The organism is Paenibacillus solanacearum (assembly GCF_910593845.1).
GTDB classification, from domain to species: Bacteria; Bacillota; Bacilli; order Paenibacillales; family NBRC-103111; genus Paenibacillus_G; species Paenibacillus_G solanacearum.
Window position 1 is genome coordinate 91,095 of record NZ_CAJVAS010000016.1, and the last position, 16,093, is coordinate 107,187.

Here is a 16,093-nt window from a genome sequence, read left to right on the forward strand (position 1 = left end):
ATTGATGGTTCCTCCTCAGCTTGATGACTATATATATGCTGTAGAGGGGGAGGAACAGAACGATCTTAATCCATTTCGTAGATCGAGCCCGACTTGCTGGCGAACAGCTCCGCATATACCTTCTCCGCGTAAGCATCGGTCATCCCGGAGATATAATCGGCGATCAAGCGGGGCCATGTCCATTTGTCCTGATGCTGCTCGTAATTTTCCACCCAGTCCGGGGGGAGGATAAGCCGGCCCTGATCCGGCACGATAAAGCTGTCCCATAAATGGCGCAGCATGATTTCGCTCCGCTTCTGCAGCCGCTGCACGCGAAAATCTTTGATCATGGTCACCCATGCGAGCTTCTTCAATATTTCCATCGTCCGCAGCAAATCGAGATCCTGCTTGCCGTCGCGAACGAAGGTGACGCGCTTCCAGCCTTTCTTCGGATCGTCGATGATGCCGACCTTGCCCGCAAAATCGCTGACCCACCGGGCTTTCATTTCGCGGCGCGTGCGCGACTCTTCCTTGCCGCAGTCGTTATATATTTTTTCCCACTGGCTGAGATAGGCACCGAGCACCCGCTCGACCATCTCCCGAATGTTGACCTGGTCCCAGCCAACCTCCAGGTTGCCCTGATCGCTGACGATTTCCTGAATCAGATGCTCCACCAGCCGGTCATCCTCGAAGAACGTCCGGTTCATTTGAATTTTGCCGGCCCGGATGCCGTCCTCGATATCATGCGTGGAATACGCGATGTCATCGCACAGGTCCATCAACTGCGCCTCCAGCGTGGAGCAGCCTTCCTTCATGCCCCAGCGGGCGCGGAGCTCGCCGATGCCTCCGTCCCACTCCATCGAGTAAGCCCCTTTCAACCGTCCGGGCTCATCGAGCAAGTAAGGATATTTATTGATCGCAAGCAGGACCGCTGCGGTCAGATCAAGACCGCTGCCGCTGCCGGCCCGCTTCTCGAGAAACATCAGGATGCGAAAGTTTTGCGCGTTGCCCTCGTACTTCAGTCCATGCTCCTCGCCGAGCAGCCGGTTCAATACTTCCTCTCCCTTATGTCCAAAGGGAGGATGCCCCAAGTCATGCGCCAGCGAGGCGCATTCGACGACCGCCGGGTCCAGCACCAGTCCCGGATGCTCCTTGCGCGACAAAAATTTGTACTGCTTGCCCATACGCCGCGCGACCTCCCGGGCGATCTGCGACACTTCAATCGAATGGGTCAGGCGCGTGCGGTAATAATCGCCGGATCCCGCCCCGAACACCTGCGACTTGCCCTGAAGCCGGCGAAATGCCGGAGATTGGATCAACCGCGCGTAATCGCGCTCGTATTCGTCCCGTTCCTCGCTGAAAGTGCCGAGCGACGGCTCGTCAAGTCGAAGTTTTCTTAAGTCCATACCCGTCTCCCCGCATCTATGTATGCTATCGTATCATGCACTTCAGCTTGCTGCCCGCTTGTTGGCATGATCGCTTGGTTTGTGTGACATTATATCACATTCGCCTAGCGAAGAGAAAAGAAAAGACGGCAGGTTGGCCGCTTCGGCCCTGCCGTCCCTTCGCCTATGCCTCCGCCGTTATTCCTCCGGGCCGCTGGCGTTCACCATCTCGCCGTCTTCTTCCGCAGGGGCTTGCGTATAGACGTTCGATCCGCTGTATTTGGCAAAGTATTGCTTGCCGAACAGGTCGTCATACTGCAGCTCCCGGTATTTCTCTACGGAATCGGCCAGCGCCGCCGGTACTTCCGCATGCAGCTTATGATCGGCGTCGACGACAAGTCCCCTCAGCAGTCCCGGCGTCCGCTTCATCTGCTCGGCGTTGTACGCCCAGGCGCCAGGCAACTCCAGCTGCAGCCGATCCAGCACATACGTCCCGAGGAAGGAATCGCTCAGCACAGGCACCTGCTCTTTCGGCAAGCCCATATTGGACCACATCACGAATGGCACACTGTGCATCCGCTGCTGCTCCTCCAGCGACCACTGCTCGCTTTTGCCGGTATGAATGAACCCGGCTTGTGCATATACATCATAATTGTAACCAAGCATCGGCAGATGGTCGCCGTAAAAGACGATCACGGTCGGCTCGCTTGATTTCTTGAAATGATCGATCAGCTTCTGCAAGCTTTGGTCCGCGTCACGCGCACCCTGCGTATACGTTTCAAGCGTGTCGCGCGCCTCGTCGGTAAGTGGCCCTTCGGCACGAATCGAATTGCCTCCGTCGCCATAACGGTGATCGTCGTACGGGCCGTGATTTTGCATGGTCACCGCATAGATGAACGTCGGGTCTTCATTGTTCTCGACCTGTTCGATAATGCGGTTAGATACTTCCTCATCGGAGATAAACTGGCCTTTCAGCTTCGGACTGTCGAATTGATCCTTGCTGATGAAGTTATCGAAGTTCATCTGCTTGTATACGTTCTCCCGGTTCCAGAACCAGCCTTCGTAGGAATGAATGGCCGTGCTCCGGTAGTCCATCGTTTTGAAGTAGCTGGCCAAACTCAAGATCGGCTTGGTGATATACTGCTGGTACGGAACGGAGCCGGCCGGCAGGAAGCTCATCGAGTTGCCGGTCAGCACCTCGTACTCGACGTTGCTCGTGCCTCCGCCGAACTGGGGAGAGAGCAAGTAGCCCGAGGTCGATTCTTTTTGAAGCCGGTGAACGGTAGGCAGCGGGTCTTCCGAAAACTTCACGTTCGGCAGCAGCGTTGGATCCCAGAACGCCTCGTTCATAATAAAGATGACGTTTGGCTTCTGCGGGGTCGTCGTGCCGGATGCCGTTTTGACCTGCGCAAGCTCATTCATTTCCTGAGCCAGGACAGCCATGGAAGGCTCGCTGTAACCCGGCGGCTTCGGCACAATCGTATTTTTCACGTTCATCGTAAAGGCAAGAGACAGACCGTTGTCGCCATAGTTTTGCTGCTGGTTCCACACGATCTCGCTAAAGCCGGCCCGATCCGTCAATTCATTGGCCCAGGGCAGGCGTACCGCGAACGAGTACAACACGAACACGGCTATAATCCCGAGGACGGCCCGAGACCGAAGGCGCAGTCCCAGCCGCGGAATCCACAGTCTGCTCGCGAAAATGATGATCAACAGCGCGAGCACGATGCCGAGCCGGACTAGCGCCTCATGGCTCGTCACGAGCGGCAAAATATTCATCGTTTCCTTGTTCAGAAAAATGTCCCAGGGGAAAAAGGGCTCGCCAATAAGACGCACTTTGAAAAAGCTGATCAACGACATCAGCGACATCAGCAGTACGCTAATTCCCGTCGCCAGCACCAGCGAGCCGAAGACGCAATACACCAATAAATAAACAAAAAAAGCAAGCAGAGCGTTCAAGCCGAACAGCTTCGGCTGCCCTGCAATCCATTCCCACGTACTCGCGACGGTGCCGCGTTGTATGAACTCGATGCCGAATACGAGCAGCAAAGGAATTATAATCATTGCACTAATGATTGTAGTGTAATAAGCCGCATTTACTTGTTTCGGCGGTGTTGATGTCGATTGTCCTTTTGTAAAAGGGCGCATCGTTCCACACTCCTATCTGCCCGTCACACGTTATTCTCTCCAATGTTTTTGTTCTTGAAACGGGCCGTATCTATTTTTAAGCAATTGTAAATGCTAAACATTAAAAAAACATGAAATTCGCGTGAAAAGGCTAAAATTGCTACTTTTGGCTCAGGTTTTCTCCATGTTTCCCGTTCAATCTACATAATTCTTAAGGAGGAATTCCGAATGTATTTTTCCAAAAAAGTAATGGAACCTGTGCAACAAGAAGAAACGCCGATCTGGGCCTGCAGCCAGCATGAATGCACCTGCTGGATGCGAACGAACTTCGCCTTTGAAGAAGAGAGTCCCGCTTGCCCGATATGCCAGTCGCAGATGGTCAAGGACACGCGGCTGCTTCCGCTGCTCAGCAACAATACACGGAGAGCATAGCAAGACCGCCTCAACTCACTTAGCCGAATGCCCTTTTGCATGCTGCCGATACGCGAACGAGCCCTGCCCCGGATGAGTTTCCTTGCCGGTGCAGGGCTATTTTTTTATCGGCTCGCCGAAGCGGCTTCGTTCTGGTTGGACGAGTGCATAAGTCGGTTGATGCGCAGAGCCGAAGCGGACCAAGGCGCTCCGTCCCGCTGGATGGCGCATGGCCGGATGCGGCCGCTCCGTGACAGCAAATGTCCCCCGTCCATCCGCCCGAGCATTAGCGTCGCGGAGCCGGCGCTGCCGGAGACAGCGGGGGCTCCGGCTTAACGGCTTATAGCGCGGCGCGAAGCCGGGCGATGATCTCCTCGTATTCCGCATCGCTCAGCTGCTCGTTGCCCGCGGGATTCATCTCGAACATCTTGCCCCACGTGTAGCCGTCCTTATATTTAGGAACGATATGGAAGTGGACATGCGGCATCATGTCCCCGAAGGCGCCGTAGTTGATTTTGTCCGGCGCGAACGCCGTGTGGACAGCCTTCGCCGCCTGCGCGATATCGCGCAAATACGATTCCTGCGCCTCGGGCGACAGCTGGAACAGCTCCCGCTCATGGTCGTTGAGCGCAACGATACAGCGGCCGCGATACGTTTGCTCGCGGAACAAGTACAAGGTAGACACGCGCATCGGAGCAACTTCGATCATCAAATTGGTCAACCGCTCATCGCGTGCGCAGTACATACAGTCTTGAGACATTCGGAATCCCCTGCCTTTACCGTTCTATAAAATTTGTTAACGTGTGCATCCTTCTACTGACCATACTAACGGGTGCACGGGGATTTGTCTATGGCATGCAGCGATGTGCGTGACGTGCATGCGGGTATGATGTGCGGGCGCGTATAACGCTCCAGGCTGCGAAACCTTCTTCTTTCCATTTTCGTATTGTTGTTTATCCGGTCAAAGGAGGAATCCATGATGTTCAAACATCTGCTTCGCAAATGGTTCGGGTCCGCCTTATCTCCCAAGCACAAACATTACAGACACGGCAGCAGCTCAGCGCATCGGCGATATGCCCCGAAGCATTCATCCAGCCACCGCTCAGGGTATGGGCACCGGCAGCAGGGCCACGGCTATTACAAACGAAAGCATCATTCCAGCTCTTGATTCCATGCTGATGAAAGCCGCCTTCCAGCGGCTTTTTCTTATGATCAGGTCAGCCAGAGATTTCTGATCGGCCTATTTCTTTGTAGCCTGTAATCAGCCATCAGCCTTCCGCCAAGCGCGCTTCCGCCGCCTCCACATCGTGCAGCAGTGCTGCAGCTCCCGGGTAAGGCGCGTCAAGCTGAAGCAGCTTGCGAAGGATACGACGGGTCTCCGGGCGCATCTCCAGCTCCTGCTCCCAACCGGGTACATCGCCGCCGTTGGATAAGATCGAGGCCCGGCGTTCGTCAGCCGCCTCGTAGCCCGAATACAGAAGGAACAGCAGGAAGTGGCCGAGCGCGTACAGATCGCTGTCCGGCTCTGCCATTCGCCTGCGCCAAGCCTCCTCGTCCGCATTCGGCTCCACGCGCGCCGGCTCGCCGATTCGCGCCGCAAGCCCAAAGTCGATCAAATATAGCCGTTCCCCCTGCACGATCACGTTCGGCGGGCGAAGATCAAGATGAACATAGCCTTGGTTGTGAATGAAACCTGCAATGGAAGCCACGCCGCGAAGCAGGCGGAGCGATTGCCTCTCCGAAAATACGGTATGCTGCTCGAACAGCAGTTCCTCTACCGTCTCCCCCTGCATATGGCTCATGACGAGAAACGGCCGTTTGTGGTGCATAAAGGTTTCGATCCACCGCGGAATCGCGGGATGCTCCAGCGCTTTCAATATGTCCGCTTCACGCAGCAGCAGCTCGATTCCCAGCTTGCCCTTGCTCGGCTTGGGCTGCTTAATCACGACCGGCTGTCCGGTTGCCAGCTCGCGGCACATGTAGGTCAGCCCGTAGCTGCCAGCGCCGAGAAACCGTTCCACGCAATACCGGCCGGCGGCAAGCCGTTTGCCCTCCCTCAGGGGATAATCGATCCACGCCGGGTGCACTTCCTTCATATAATTCAGCAAGGTCTCAGCTCCTTCCTAACGGGAAATACGAAGCAGCGTCCCCCCGGTTGCTCGGACAAGCCAAAAACGCCGAGCCTTCACGGCCCGGCGTTTTCCCCGTTTCCGATGTTATGATTGCAGGATGGCGTCGATCCGCCCCAGCTCCTCGCGGCTGAAGTCCGACTGCGCCAACGCCTGTACCGCATCGTCAATTTGGCTGGTCTTGCTCGCTCCGATCAACGCCGATGTGACGCGGCCGCCCCGAAGCACCCAAGCTACTGCCATTTGCGACAGCTTCTGGCCGCGCTGCAGCGCGATCTCGTTCAGCTTCCGCACTTTGCCCATCACTTCGTCTGTAAGCTCCTCCGGCTTCAGGAAGACGCTTTGGCCGGCGGCGCGGGAGTCCGCCGGAATGCCGTGCAAGTACCGGTCCGTCAACATCCCTTTGGCGAGCGGCGAGTAGGCGATCGAGCCGATGCCCTCTTCCTCGAGCACACCGAGCAGCCGCTCCTCGGGCTGGCGCGCAAACATGGAATAGCGCGGCTGGTGAATGAGGCAAGGGGTTCCGAGCGACTTCAGAATAGCCGACGCCGCCCGGGCCTGCTCTGCGTTGTAGTTCGAGAGGCCGACGTAAAGCGCCTTGCCTTGGCGCACGATCAAATCGAGCGCCCCCATCGTTTCTTCGAGCGGCGTATCCGCGTCAGGGCGATGATGGTAAAAAATATCGACATAATCCAGTCCCATCCGCTTCAAGCTCTGGTCAAGGCTCGATACCAAATATTTTTTCGATCCCCGGTCGCCGTAAGGTCCCGGCCACATGTAATAGCCCGCCTTGGTTGAAATAACCATCTCGTCGCGGTACGCGGAGAAATCGTCGCGCAGCATCCTGCCGAAGCTTTCTTCGGCGCTCCCCGGAGGGGGGCCGTAGTTGTTGGCCAAATCGAAATGCGTAATGCCCAGATCGAATGCATGGCGAACAAGGGTTCTCCCATTCTCATAGACGTCCCTTCCTCCGAAGTTATGCCACAGCCCAAGCGAAACCGCCGGAAGCTTGAGCCCGCTTCTTCCGCAAGTGTTGTATTTCATCGTTCCATATCGTTCGCCATTCGGTGTATAGGCCATTGTACCGTTCTCTCCCATCTGTACTGTTGTCCATTGCTATTCTCCATTGTACTGCTTCACCTCCGTGAAGCATATGTCAGCATGCGTAGAAAACATAGCATAATGTCAGATATTCAAGTCGATGCCATACTTGGACAACGTCAGCGGAAAGCCGTCAGCCGCATACCAGAACGTGCCGGGCGAACGTACCTTTGCGCACGACGCACCGGTCGCGAATCGTAAAGCCGGTCTGCAGCGCAAGCTCGTCGATCAGGTCCGTCGCGATGAGCACCACACGGCCGGCGAGCGCCCGCACGCTTCGCAGCATCGCAAGAAGCTGCTCCTGCGAGATCACGGAGCATAAATTATACGGCAGATCCAGCACGGCGGCATCGTAATGCCCGGTCAATGCATGGATGTCCCGGACGGCTACCACATCGGGCATGCCGAAGTGCGCCAGATTGGCGCGGGCGCCGCGGACGGCGAGCGGGTTCAGGTCGAAGCCCTCCATGTCGATGCCCATGGAGCGGGCTTCGATGACGACCGTGCCGATGCCGCAGCAAGGATCGACCGCCCGGACCCCTTCCGGGCGCGGCACCGCGATGTTGGCGACGGCACGGGCGACGCGGGTGCTGAGCGCCGTCGAATACTGCTGCGGCTTCGCCTTGTGCCACAGCCATACGGCCTCGTTCACGGCGCATGCGCCGAACAGCCAGCGGCCTCCGGCCTGCGCGACGCCGAACAGCTGCTGCGGACGGCGCATCTCCGCCGTGCCGCGGATATGCGCGCCAATGGCCCGTTCGGCCCGGCGCTGCCCGTCATAGTCGAGAGGCGTCTGCGCGCCGGTCTCGATGAATACGACCTTGAACGTCCCTTCCGCAGCAGTGACGCCCTTGACCCGCTCCGCCAGCTCCGGCAGCGTCGCTGCTTCATGGGTGACGGCCAGCCGCTGCTTCACGAACGGACTGCGGCTGGCATCTATCAATATATTGCTGAGTACGTGAGCTTCCTCCGGCTCGGCCCCGAATAGCGTCCGCAGCTCCAGCCGGCAGAGCGGCCGTTCGTCCTCATGACATGCGTATGTATACAAGTAAAGCGGGCTGTCGATGCTCTCCACCTCCGATTCGAATATCCTGTCATGCGAAAAAAAGCCTGACTTCCCCCGCCGGGAACGTCAGGCCGCGCCGCTGTATAAGCCAAAGGCTTAATCGCTTTGCCGTTCGATGATTTCGTCCAATTCCGATTCATTGCGATTGGCAGCCGCCAGAACGGCCTGATCCGTCTCGTTCGTGCCTTGAATCGCCTCGGCCGCTTCCGCCTGCTGGTTCAACTGCTCTTCCGCTTGGCCGATGCCATGCGCGCCCTGATGATTTCTGCTCGATGTCATAACGATAACGCCTCCGTTTTCACAGTAAAATGCTCGCCTTGGTTTGACGGCAAACTTTACTATGCACCGGTCGTTTCCATCTTATGCAGCGCGGACTGCTCGAACCGCATGACCTGCCCCTGGTCGTTAAAGTAACATTCGAACGCATAACAGCCGGTGCGCTCCAGAACGCTGCGCAAATACAGGTGCAGATGGCTGATCAGCCCTTTGTTCCGTTCATCCAGCAGCCACTCGATTTCCTTCCAGGCGAGCAGTCCCTCCTCCGTTTCTTGAGGCGCCTCGTTCGCGGCGTACGCCTCATCCGCATGCTCCGGAAGCTCCGCTACGAACAGATGCGCGCCGCTCATCGTACCCAGTGCGGAAAACCACGTCACCTGCCCGGCGTAGTACAGCTCCCTCGCCTCGATGCCGGTCTCTTCGCGAATTTCCCGGATAGCGCCTTGCTCCGGCGTCTCGCCCGGCTCGATTTTGCCGCCAACGCCGTTCCAGCACCCCATCCCCGGAGGCTTGCTGCGGTTGAGCATCAATACTCGGCTTCCTCTAATCACAAAACAGATCGTATACTTCAGCATCGACATTCGTTCCTCCTTGTCCGACCGAAACCTATTGTTTTGGGTAAACTACGAGCGAAGCCGGCTGCGCAAGTTTTATACAAAATGCGCCCGGCCGCAGCCTTCATGATACAGCACCCGGGCTTGCCGGATACTCGGCGGCTTGAAACACGAAAGCCATGCGCGGGACCTCCTCAAACCGATAATCTATGAAACTATTGTAATACGATGCGGCAGAAAAGAAAATGAAGAAACGGCAAAAGGCAAAGCTCGGACCGCCGGGTCTGCTCTTTGCCATTTGAACTCATCAGGCGTCCGCCTTATAAGCCTGCCGTCTTTTTTGTTACAACAAATAGCGGATGTAGATGTATACGCTCGACAACGCGATCGACAGCAGCATCAACGGAAAGCCGTACTTCAAATACGTCGTAAAGCTGATTGGATGCCCTTCTTTGCCTGCGAGCCCGGCGACGATCAGATTGGCGCTGGCGCCGATGAGCGTGCCGTTGCCGCCCAGGCATGCACCCAGCGCAAGGCTCCACCACAGCGGCTCCAGATTCGTGACGCCCATCGTGCCCATCTCCTGAATCATCGGAATCATCGTAGCCACGAAAGGAATGTTGTCGAGAAACGCCGACGCGATCGCGCTGAGCCATAAGATCAGCATCGAAGTGGCGGCGACATTGCCACCGGTAAGCTCGATCGCCTTCTCCGCGAGCATGGCGATCACACCGGTCTCGACCAGACCGGATACGAGCACGAACAGGCCGATAAAGAAAAACAACGTCAGCCATTCGATGCTATGAAACGCGTCCTCCAGCATGCTTTCGCCGGTCAGCAGCAGCAGAAGGAACGCTCCCGCCAGCGCGACGGTAGCCGATTCGAGATGCAGACTCTGGTGGAGGAAAAATCCGGCGATCGTCAGTCCGAGAACGATCAGGCATTTTTTCAGCAGCTTCGAGTCGGTAATTTCCGCCCGCTCGTCCATGTCCATCATGCGGGCCTGCAGCTCCGGCGTGGACTGAATCTGCTTGCGGAACATCGCCAGAAAGATCGGCAAATATACAGCCATAATGATCACAGCGATCGGCGTGAGGTTCGAGATAAATGCCATGAAGGTCAGCTCCTGCACCGCGCTGCCGATCATAATGTTCGGCGGATCGCCGATGAGCGTCGCCGTCCCGCCCACGTTGGAGGCGATGATCTGCGCGATCAGGAACGGAATTGGCGTGACGCGCAGCGCTCTCGTAATGCTGAACGTGACCGGGACCATCAGCAGCACGGTCGTCACGTTGTCGAGAAACGCCGAGCCGAAGGCGGTAATGACCGTGAGCGCGATCAGGATTCGGGTCGGCTTGCCCTGGGCCAGCTTGGCCGCCTTCAACGCAATATATTTGAACAGCCCCGTCTTCGCGGTAATGCCGACGATGATCATCATGCCGACCAGCAGGCCGAGCGTGTTGAAGTCGATGTGATGAATCGCCGTCTCCTGACTTACAATGCCGAAGACGACCATTAGCACGCCGCCGGCCATCGCCAGCACGGTGCGGTGAATTTTCTCCGAAATGATGAGTCCATAAATGACCAAAAAGATACAGATCGCCCATATGGCTTGGTGTTCCATCGAAGTTCCCACTTTCCTTTCTTGTATTCCATTCATTACCATTTCAAACATGCCAAAAGGAGCCTGCCGTTGACAGACTCCCCCATAAGCTTACGAATTATTCCATTGTCTTCTCGGCTTATAGCCGGCTTTCTCCAAAAAATGCGTCTCCGTTTCACGGGACAAGCCGTTCAAGGCGATCCCGGCCGTCCGTGATTCCACGAGCATCCGGCATGCCATCTCGAGCGTTTGCAGCGCCATCCGCGCTTCGCGAATGTTCACATCATACACCAAAACGCCGTGATTTTCCAGCAGCAAAATATTCGCGTCACGCGCCTTCTCCGCCACGGCGACACCGAGCGCCGTACTTCCCGGATCATGATATGCTACCCGCTGCACGCGCTCCAGGTAGTACATCGTCTCGACGAACCAGTTCGAAGGAATGTCGATGGACGAGCAGGCCACAAGCGTGCTGTAGAAAGGTGACGCATGCAGCACCGCCCCGATCTCGGGACGATTCTCGTAGATGGCCCGGTGCATCGGCGTCTCCTTGGAAGGCTTTTTGCCACCGGCCTCGACGATTTGTCCGCCCAGCGTGCATTCCACCAGATCGGCATCTTCCAGCTCGCCGAGAAACGTCCCGCTCGCCGTGATCAAATACCGGTCATCCGTCGTACGAGCGCTAATATTGCCCGCGTTTCCCCAGGCCAAGCCGTACTCCATCATATATTTACCGACGCTCCGCAGCTCTTGTCTGACGGATTCAATATTCGGCATTGCCGTTCAACTCCAGTCTTTATCGTTGTGCTATTTGAACAGGTGAACAAGACCTGTCGAAATCGACGGAACAAATGTGATCAGCAGCAGCGTCACAAGCAAGACCACATAATAAGGAAGCATTCCTTTGGATATTTGATCGAGCCTGATCTTGGCCAGCTGCGCCGATATGAACAAATTGACCCCTAGCGGCGGTGTGCACATGCCGAGTGCCAGGTTAACGATCATAATGATGCCGAAGTGAACCGGATCGATGCCAAGATTGATCGCAACCGGAAGCAGCAGCGGAGCCAATATAATAATGGAAGCGTTCGTTTCCATAAACATCCCGACAATGAGTAAAAACAGATTGACCAGCAGCAGGAAAACAACCGGATTATCGGAAATGCCCATAAAAAATTGAGCGACCATTTGCGGCACGTTCTCGCGCGTAATGATCCAGCCGAACAGTCCGGCGCTGGAAATAATGAACATGATCGTCGCCGTCGTCACCGTAGATTGCGTAAGAATATGGAAAATCTGCTTCAGCTTGATCTCTTTGTAGATCAGTACCCCTACGATAAATGCATAGCCTACGGCAACGCCGGCTGCTTCTGTCGGCGTAAAGACCCCGCCGTAAATGCCGCCAAGAATGATGACCGGCATCAGCAGCGCCAGGAATGAATCCTTGAACGCCACGAGCACTTCACGGAACGATTTGCGCGGCTCCGGCTTGTAATCGCGCCGCTTCGCAATAACGAGTACGGTTAAGATCAAGGAAAAGCCGATCAGGATCCCCGGGACGAAGCCCGCCATAAACAAGTCGCCGATCGATACGGAAGCAGAGACACCGAACAGGATCATTGGAATGCTCGGCGGAATAATAACCCCGAGCTCCCCAGCCACCGCTTGCGTCGCCCCGGCAAAGTTCGGGTGATAGCCTCGCTTCACCATCGCAGGAATGAGCATACTGCCCAGCGCTGCCGTTGTCGCCGCACTCGAGCCGGAGATCGCGGAGAAGAACATCGCCGTCACGATTGTAACGATGGCCAGCCCTCCGGGCAAATGACCGGTAAGCGCGTTCGCAAGCGCTATCAATCGCTTGGAAATACCACCATATTCCATCAACGTACCAGCTAAAATAAAAAATGGAATCGCCATGAGCGGAAAGGAATCGACCGATGTAAACGATCGCTGCACCAGCACGATTAGCGGCGTGCCGCCATCCCACCAGAGCGCAATGCCCGACGCAAGACCCATCGACACGGCAATCGGCACGCTGATAGCGAAAAACGCCAGCATACATATCATCAATATAACAGCCATCAGTTGGAAACCTCCTTCTTGGAGGTGACTTCATCGATCATCGCAGCGATGGAATTCAGCGCCAGCAGCAAAGCTCCGATTGGGATCGACGCGTACGGAATCGCCATGGAAAGTCCGAGCGCGGGCGACAGCTGCATTTTTACACGGGAAATCATATCGATCCCCTGCTTGAACAAAATGACAAAAAAGATAATCGAGATCGTAAACACAATGACGTGCAGCACTTTCCGTTTCGTGCCGCTCAGCAGCTCGGGCAGCAGCTCAATGGAGATGAGCTTGTTATGCCGCATCGCCAAGCTGGCTCCGATGAATACAATATAAGCCATCAAATAGCGGGACAGCTCCTCTGACCAGGTCAACGGGTAATGAATAACGAACCGGCACAGCACTTGCGCTATGATCAAAAGAGACATCGTCCCGAGCATTAACGCGAGGAGAATGCCAACGACCTTATTCATGCCATCGATCAATTTGACTACTTGTTGCATGGTACATCTCCCTCATGTCCAGAATCGGATAACAGGGAAGGACGCCAGCCCTTCGAGGAACGGCGCCCTTCAAGCCTTCAGATTACTTCGTGTTGACGATGCTGTCGTAGAGTTCTTTATCTGCCGGCGTTTTGGCGAAATCCTTATGCACCGATTTTGCTTTTTCCATGAACGGAGTCACATCGACGTCAACGACTTGCATGCCTGCAGAGGTAACTTTTTTAAGCTGCTCTTTTTCCTGCTCGTATACGAGTTTGTTTTCATAATCCGTCGCTTCTTTCGCCGCTTCTTCCACGGCTTTTTGCTGGTCAGGCGACAGCTTCTTGTACGTCGCGTCGCTCATCGTCAGCATAACGTAACCGTATACGTGATTCGTGTTGATCAGATACTTTTGAACCTCTTGCAGCTTGGAGCTTTCGATCAACGCAAGCGGATTTTCTTGCGCGTCGATGACGCCGGTTTGCAGCGACGAGTACACTTCACTGAACGCCATCGGCGTAGGCGTAGAACCCATTGCCTTCCATGCGGAGATCGATGCCGGAATTTCAGGCACGCGGATTTTCAAACCGTTCAAATCGGCAGGCGTCGTAACTTTTTTATTGGCTGTCAGCTGGCGCGGTGTGCGTTCCCAGAATTGCAGTCCGCGCACTTGCGTGTTCTTGAGCAGATCTGCTTTCAGTTTTTCACCAACCGGACCATAAAGCACTTTCTCCATATGTGTGCGGTCGCGGAACAAGTACGGCAGTTCCAAAATCGCATAAGGCTGATAGAAGTTGGACAACACGCCGGCAACCAGGGCGAAGTCGACGGAGCCGAGCTGCATGCCCTCAATCAAGTCGCGGTCATTGCCCAGCGTGGAGCTCGGATACAAATCGATCTTCACACTGCCATTCGTCTTTTGATCTACAAGCTCGGCGAACTTTTTCGCTCCGAGGTTCCACGGATCGGTATCGCCGGCAATATGCCCGAGCTTCAATTTCACTTGCTTCGCGGCCCCGCCGGCGGCGGCGTTCTGGTCGCCCGACTTTTGACCGCATGCTACGATGCTTGTACTCATCACGATGGCTAATGCAGCCAGACCCATTTTTTTCAACATGATGTGTTGCCCCCCAATAATGGAATATGTTTATGAATAAGTCCGATATTAAAATTCAACCAGCACTTTGAGCGAGGAATCCTCTTTCTTGTCCACCATCTGGAACCCTCTGGCCGCTTCATCATAAGGCAGCTTGTGCGTAATGATGACGTCTTCCTTCACCGCGCCGGCCGCAATCAGATGAATGGCCGCGATAGTGTCTTCGCGCGTATATGTCATGCAGCCAATGATTTCTTTTTCCCCTTGCTGCAGGTTCACGATATCGAACGTTTGCGTGCCGTGGAACATGGCGATCGTGACGCAGCGTCCGCCTTTTCCGAGCAGCGAAATGGCGTTGTCCACGATGCCCGGCACGCCGACAGCGACGAGCACTTTGTCGAATTCCCCGCCAACGAGCTCCTTCGCTTCGCTGGTCCAATCCTGCTTGTTCATGATGTTCATCGTATGCGTAGCGCCCATATTCGTCGCACCTTCGAGCGCGTAATCGATCACGTCGGTCACGAGCACGGTCGTCGCTCCGGCCGCTTTCGCCGCTGCAAGCGTCAATAATCCGATCGGTCCGGCCCCGAGAATCGCCACTTTGTCGCCGAGCTGGATGTCTGCCTTGCGCACCGCATGCACGCCTACCGCAAAAGGCTCTACCAGGACGCCTTGATCGTAGCTCATACCGTGAGGAAGCTTGAATACTGTCTGCTCCGGAGCCGCAAAATATTCGGCCATCGTGCCGTACCAGCCGTTGATCCCCGGCGCCCCGCGACGTCCGCAATAGTTAACGTTCCCCGTCAGGCACTGCTCGCAAACGCCGCAGCCGGTCTGCGGCTCTACCGTGACGCGATCGCCAACCCGAAACTGCGTGACGGCCTCGCCGATCTGCACGACTTCTCCGGCAATCTCGTGACCGATGATGACCGGCGGCTTGCGGAACAGATGAAGTCCTTTATACGTGTGAATGTCGGAGCCGCAAATGCCGGTCACCTTCACCTTGATCAATACTTCATTGGCCGCCAACTTCGGCTGCTCTACTTCTTTCACAACAACTTTGTATGCTTCCTCCACAAAAACAGCTTTCATTTCCGGTTCCCTCCACTGGGTTATTATGTCTCTAATCTCTGGTTCGCTTCCACGGAGTTACAAAAACAACTTTTGCTTCGATTGCTGCAGGTGCGCCCTCATCAACTCCGCGCTTCGAGGATCCCCATGCTTCAAATGGCTGTAGATGCCCACGTGCTCCTGGTAAAACTGCTGCATGCGATGCGGGTCCTTCTTCAAATGCCGCAGCGTGATCCGCAGCAAATGGTCCTGATAATTGAGCAGCACACGGTAAATTTCCTGGTTGCCCGAGCATTCGCATAGCAGTCGATGAAACTCATGATCCAGCTCGGCAAAGCCTTTACCGTCGAGTTCCTTGACTTTCTCTTCGGTTTTACGAAGATTGTTTTCAATCAGCTCGCAATGCGCCTCGGTCATTTTGCCTGCAATCTCCGTACAGATGTACGTCTCCAGCGCCGTCCGCAAATCGTAGATATCTGTAATCCGGTCAATCGTCAAATCGTTAATGATAATGCCCTGCTTGGAAAACACGGTGACAAACCCTTCCGTCTCCAGCCGCACCAGTGCATTTTTGATCGGGGTTTTGCTCATTTGCAAAAACTCGATCAGCTCGCGTTCCGATAGAAATCGCCCCGGCGCAAAATGCTCTTCCAATATGTTTTCCTTGATGACCTGGTAAGCCACGTCCTTCAGGAGCGGCGCCCCGCCGACTGCCTTGGTGCCCCCCGATGGTTCCTTCTCCACTC

At 55.6% G+C, this 16,093-nt stretch carries 18 protein-coding genes; 3 read left to right on the forward strand and 15 right to left on the reverse strand.

What is annotated here, in order from left to right:
- Positions 1-65: 65 nt before the first annotated feature.
- Complete coding sequence (locus KXG62_RS18220; protein ID WP_218093423.1) at positions 66-1,385, reverse strand: deoxyguanosinetriphosphate triphosphohydrolase family protein; 1,320 nt, start codon at positions 1,383-1,385, stop codon at positions 66-68.
- Between the two features lie 177 nt (positions 1,386-1,562).
- Positions 1,563-3,512 (reverse strand): LTA synthase family protein, encoded by a 1,950-nt coding sequence (locus KXG62_RS18225; protein ID WP_218093424.1) that lies wholly within the window; start codon positions 3,510-3,512, stop codon positions 1,563-1,565.
- Positions 3,513-3,719: 207 nt separating this feature from the next.
- Between KXG62_RS18225 and KXG62_RS18230 the strand changes: the two genes are divergently transcribed.
- Together KXG62_RS18230 and KXG62_RS18235 are read left to right on the forward strand one after the other, a co-directional pair.
- On the forward strand, positions 3,720-3,923 hold the full coding sequence (locus KXG62_RS18230) for a cold-shock protein (RefSeq protein WP_218093425.1): 204 nt from the start codon (positions 3,720-3,722) through the stop codon (positions 3,921-3,923).
- Positions 3,924-3,995: 72 nt separating this feature from the next.
- Entirely contained in the window at positions 3,996-4,238 is a 243-nt protein-coding gene (locus tag KXG62_RS18235; protein ID WP_218093426.1) for a hypothetical protein, read from the forward strand.
- Between the two features lie 4 nt (positions 4,239-4,242).
- Here the strand turns inward: KXG62_RS18235 and KXG62_RS18240 are convergent, their stop codons facing one another.
- The gene (locus KXG62_RS18240; RefSeq protein WP_218093427.1) at positions 4,243-4,662 is read right to left on the reverse strand and encodes an HIT family protein; all 420 of its coding nucleotides are present in this window, start codon (positions 4,660-4,662) and stop codon (positions 4,243-4,245) included.
- A 216-nt stretch (positions 4,663-4,878) separates the two neighbouring features.
- Here KXG62_RS18240 and KXG62_RS18245 point away from each other — a divergent pair, with 216 nt between their 5' ends.
- Positions 4,879-5,070, forward strand: coding sequence for a hypothetical protein (locus tag KXG62_RS18245; RefSeq protein WP_246627510.1), 192 nt, complete (start codon positions 4,879-4,881; stop codon positions 5,068-5,070).
- Between the two features lie 100 nt (positions 5,071-5,170).
- On the opposite strand, the gene KXG62_RS18250 is transcribed toward KXG62_RS18245, so the two are convergent.
- The 12 genes from KXG62_RS18250 to KXG62_RS18305 all read right to left on the reverse strand — a co-directional run bounded on the left by KXG62_RS18250 (position 5,171) and on the right by KXG62_RS18305 (position 16,091).
- The gene (locus KXG62_RS18250; protein ID WP_218093428.1) at positions 5,171-6,010 is read right to left on the reverse strand and encodes a serine/threonine protein kinase; all 840 of its coding nucleotides are present in this window, start codon (positions 6,008-6,010) and stop codon (positions 5,171-5,173) included.
- Between the two features lie 108 nt (positions 6,011-6,118).
- Complete coding sequence (locus KXG62_RS18255) at positions 6,119-7,111, reverse strand: aldo/keto reductase (RefSeq protein WP_218093429.1); 993 nt, start codon at positions 7,109-7,111, stop codon at positions 6,119-6,121.
- Positions 7,112-7,265: 154 nt separating this feature from the next.
- A complete protein-coding gene (locus tag KXG62_RS18260; RefSeq protein ID WP_218093430.1) occupies positions 7,266-8,207 on the reverse strand; it encodes a TRM11 family SAM-dependent methyltransferase in 942 nt (313 codons plus the stop codon).
- 87 nt (positions 8,208-8,294) lie between these two features.
- The gene (locus tag KXG62_RS18265; RefSeq protein WP_218093431.1) at positions 8,295-8,477 is read right to left on the reverse strand and encodes a hypothetical protein; all 183 of its coding nucleotides are present in this window, start codon (positions 8,475-8,477) and stop codon (positions 8,295-8,297) included.
- 59 nt (positions 8,478-8,536) lie between these two features.
- On the reverse strand, positions 8,537-9,055 hold the full coding sequence (locus tag KXG62_RS18270; protein WP_218093432.1) for an NUDIX hydrolase: 519 nt from the start codon (positions 9,053-9,055) through the stop codon (positions 8,537-8,539).
- Between the two features lie 316 nt (positions 9,056-9,371).
- Entirely contained in the window at positions 9,372-10,652 is a 1,281-nt protein-coding gene (locus tag KXG62_RS18275) for an ArsB/NhaD family transporter (protein WP_218093433.1), read from the reverse strand.
- 90 nt (positions 10,653-10,742) lie between these two features.
- Complete coding sequence (locus KXG62_RS18280) at positions 10,743-11,408, reverse strand: class II aldolase/adducin family protein (protein WP_218093434.1); 666 nt, start codon at positions 11,406-11,408, stop codon at positions 10,743-10,745.
- Positions 11,409-11,438: 30 nt separating this feature from the next.
- Entirely contained in the window at positions 11,439-12,713 is a 1,275-nt protein-coding gene (locus KXG62_RS18285; protein WP_218093435.1) for a TRAP transporter large permease, read from the reverse strand.
- A complete protein-coding gene (locus tag KXG62_RS18290; RefSeq protein WP_218093436.1) occupies positions 12,713-13,201 on the reverse strand; it encodes a TRAP transporter small permease in 489 nt (162 codons plus the stop codon). Before KXG62_RS18290 ends, KXG62_RS18285 begins: the two co-directional genes overlap by 1 nt.
- An 82-nt stretch (positions 13,202-13,283) precedes the next feature.
- Positions 13,284-14,297, reverse strand: coding sequence for a TRAP transporter substrate-binding protein (locus KXG62_RS18295; RefSeq protein ID WP_218093437.1), 1,014 nt, complete (start codon positions 14,295-14,297; stop codon positions 13,284-13,286).
- A 48-nt stretch (positions 14,298-14,345) separates the two neighbouring features.
- Complete coding sequence (locus KXG62_RS18300) at positions 14,346-15,368, reverse strand: zinc-dependent alcohol dehydrogenase (RefSeq protein ID WP_218093438.1); 1,023 nt, start codon at positions 15,366-15,368, stop codon at positions 14,346-14,348.
- Between the two features lie 57 nt (positions 15,369-15,425).
- Positions 15,426-16,091 (reverse strand): GntR family transcriptional regulator, encoded by a 666-nt coding sequence (locus tag KXG62_RS18305; protein ID WP_218093439.1) that lies wholly within the window; start codon positions 16,089-16,091, stop codon positions 15,426-15,428.
- Positions 16,092-16,093: the final 2 nt, after the last annotated feature.

What these genes read in the sequence shown, in the direction of transcription:
- KXG62_RS18220 (WP_218093423.1), bottom strand. Translation starts at nt 1,385, where the DNA reads ATGGACTTAAGAAAACTTCGACTTGACGAGCCGTCGCTCGGCACTTTC.
- KXG62_RS18225 (WP_218093424.1), bottom strand. Translation starts at nt 3,512, where the DNA reads ATGCGCCCTTTTACAAAAGGACAATCGACATCAACACCGCCGAAACAA.
- KXG62_RS18230 (WP_218093425.1), top strand. Translation starts at nt 3,720, where the DNA reads ATGTATTTTTCCAAAAAAGTAATGGAACCTGTGCAACAAGAAGAAACG.
- KXG62_RS18235 (WP_218093426.1), top strand. Translation starts at nt 3,996, where the DNA reads ATGAGTTTCCTTGCCGGTGCAGGGCTATTTTTTTATCGGCTCGCCGAA.
- KXG62_RS18240 (WP_218093427.1), bottom strand. Translation starts at nt 4,662, where the DNA reads ATGTCTCAAGACTGTATGTACTGCGCACGCGATGAGCGGTTGACCAAT.
- KXG62_RS18245 (WP_246627510.1), top strand. Translation starts at nt 4,879, where the DNA reads ATGATGTTCAAACATCTGCTTCGCAAATGGTTCGGGTCCGCCTTATCT.
- KXG62_RS18255 (WP_218093429.1), bottom strand. Translation starts at nt 7,111, where the DNA reads ATGGCCTATACACCGAATGGCGAACGATATGGAACGATGAAATACAAC.
- KXG62_RS18265 (WP_218093431.1), bottom strand. Translation starts at nt 8,477, where the DNA reads ATGACATCGAGCAGAAATCATCAGGGCGCGCATGGCATCGGCCAAGCG.
- KXG62_RS18270 (WP_218093432.1), bottom strand. Translation starts at nt 9,055, where the DNA reads ATGTCGATGCTGAAGTATACGATCTGTTTTGTGATTAGAGGAAGCCGA.
- KXG62_RS18275 (WP_218093433.1), bottom strand. Translation starts at nt 10,652, where the DNA reads ATGGAACACCAAGCCATATGGGCGATCTGTATCTTTTTGGTCATTTAT.
- KXG62_RS18280 (WP_218093434.1), bottom strand. Translation starts at nt 11,408, where the DNA reads ATGCCGAATATTGAATCCGTCAGACAAGAGCTGCGGAGCGTCGGTAAA.
- KXG62_RS18285 (WP_218093435.1), bottom strand. Translation starts at nt 12,713, where the DNA reads ATGGCTGTTATATTGATGATATGTATGCTGGCGTTTTTCGCTATCAGC.
- KXG62_RS18290 (WP_218093436.1), bottom strand. Translation starts at nt 13,201, where the DNA reads ATGCAACAAGTAGTCAAATTGATCGATGGCATGAATAAGGTCGTTGGC.
- KXG62_RS18295 (WP_218093437.1), bottom strand. Translation starts at nt 14,297, where the DNA reads ATGTTGAAAAAAATGGGTCTGGCTGCATTAGCCATCGTGATGAGTACA.
- KXG62_RS18300 (WP_218093438.1), bottom strand. Translation starts at nt 15,368, where the DNA reads ATGAAAGCTGTTTTTGTGGAGGAAGCATACAAAGTTGTTGTGAAAGAA.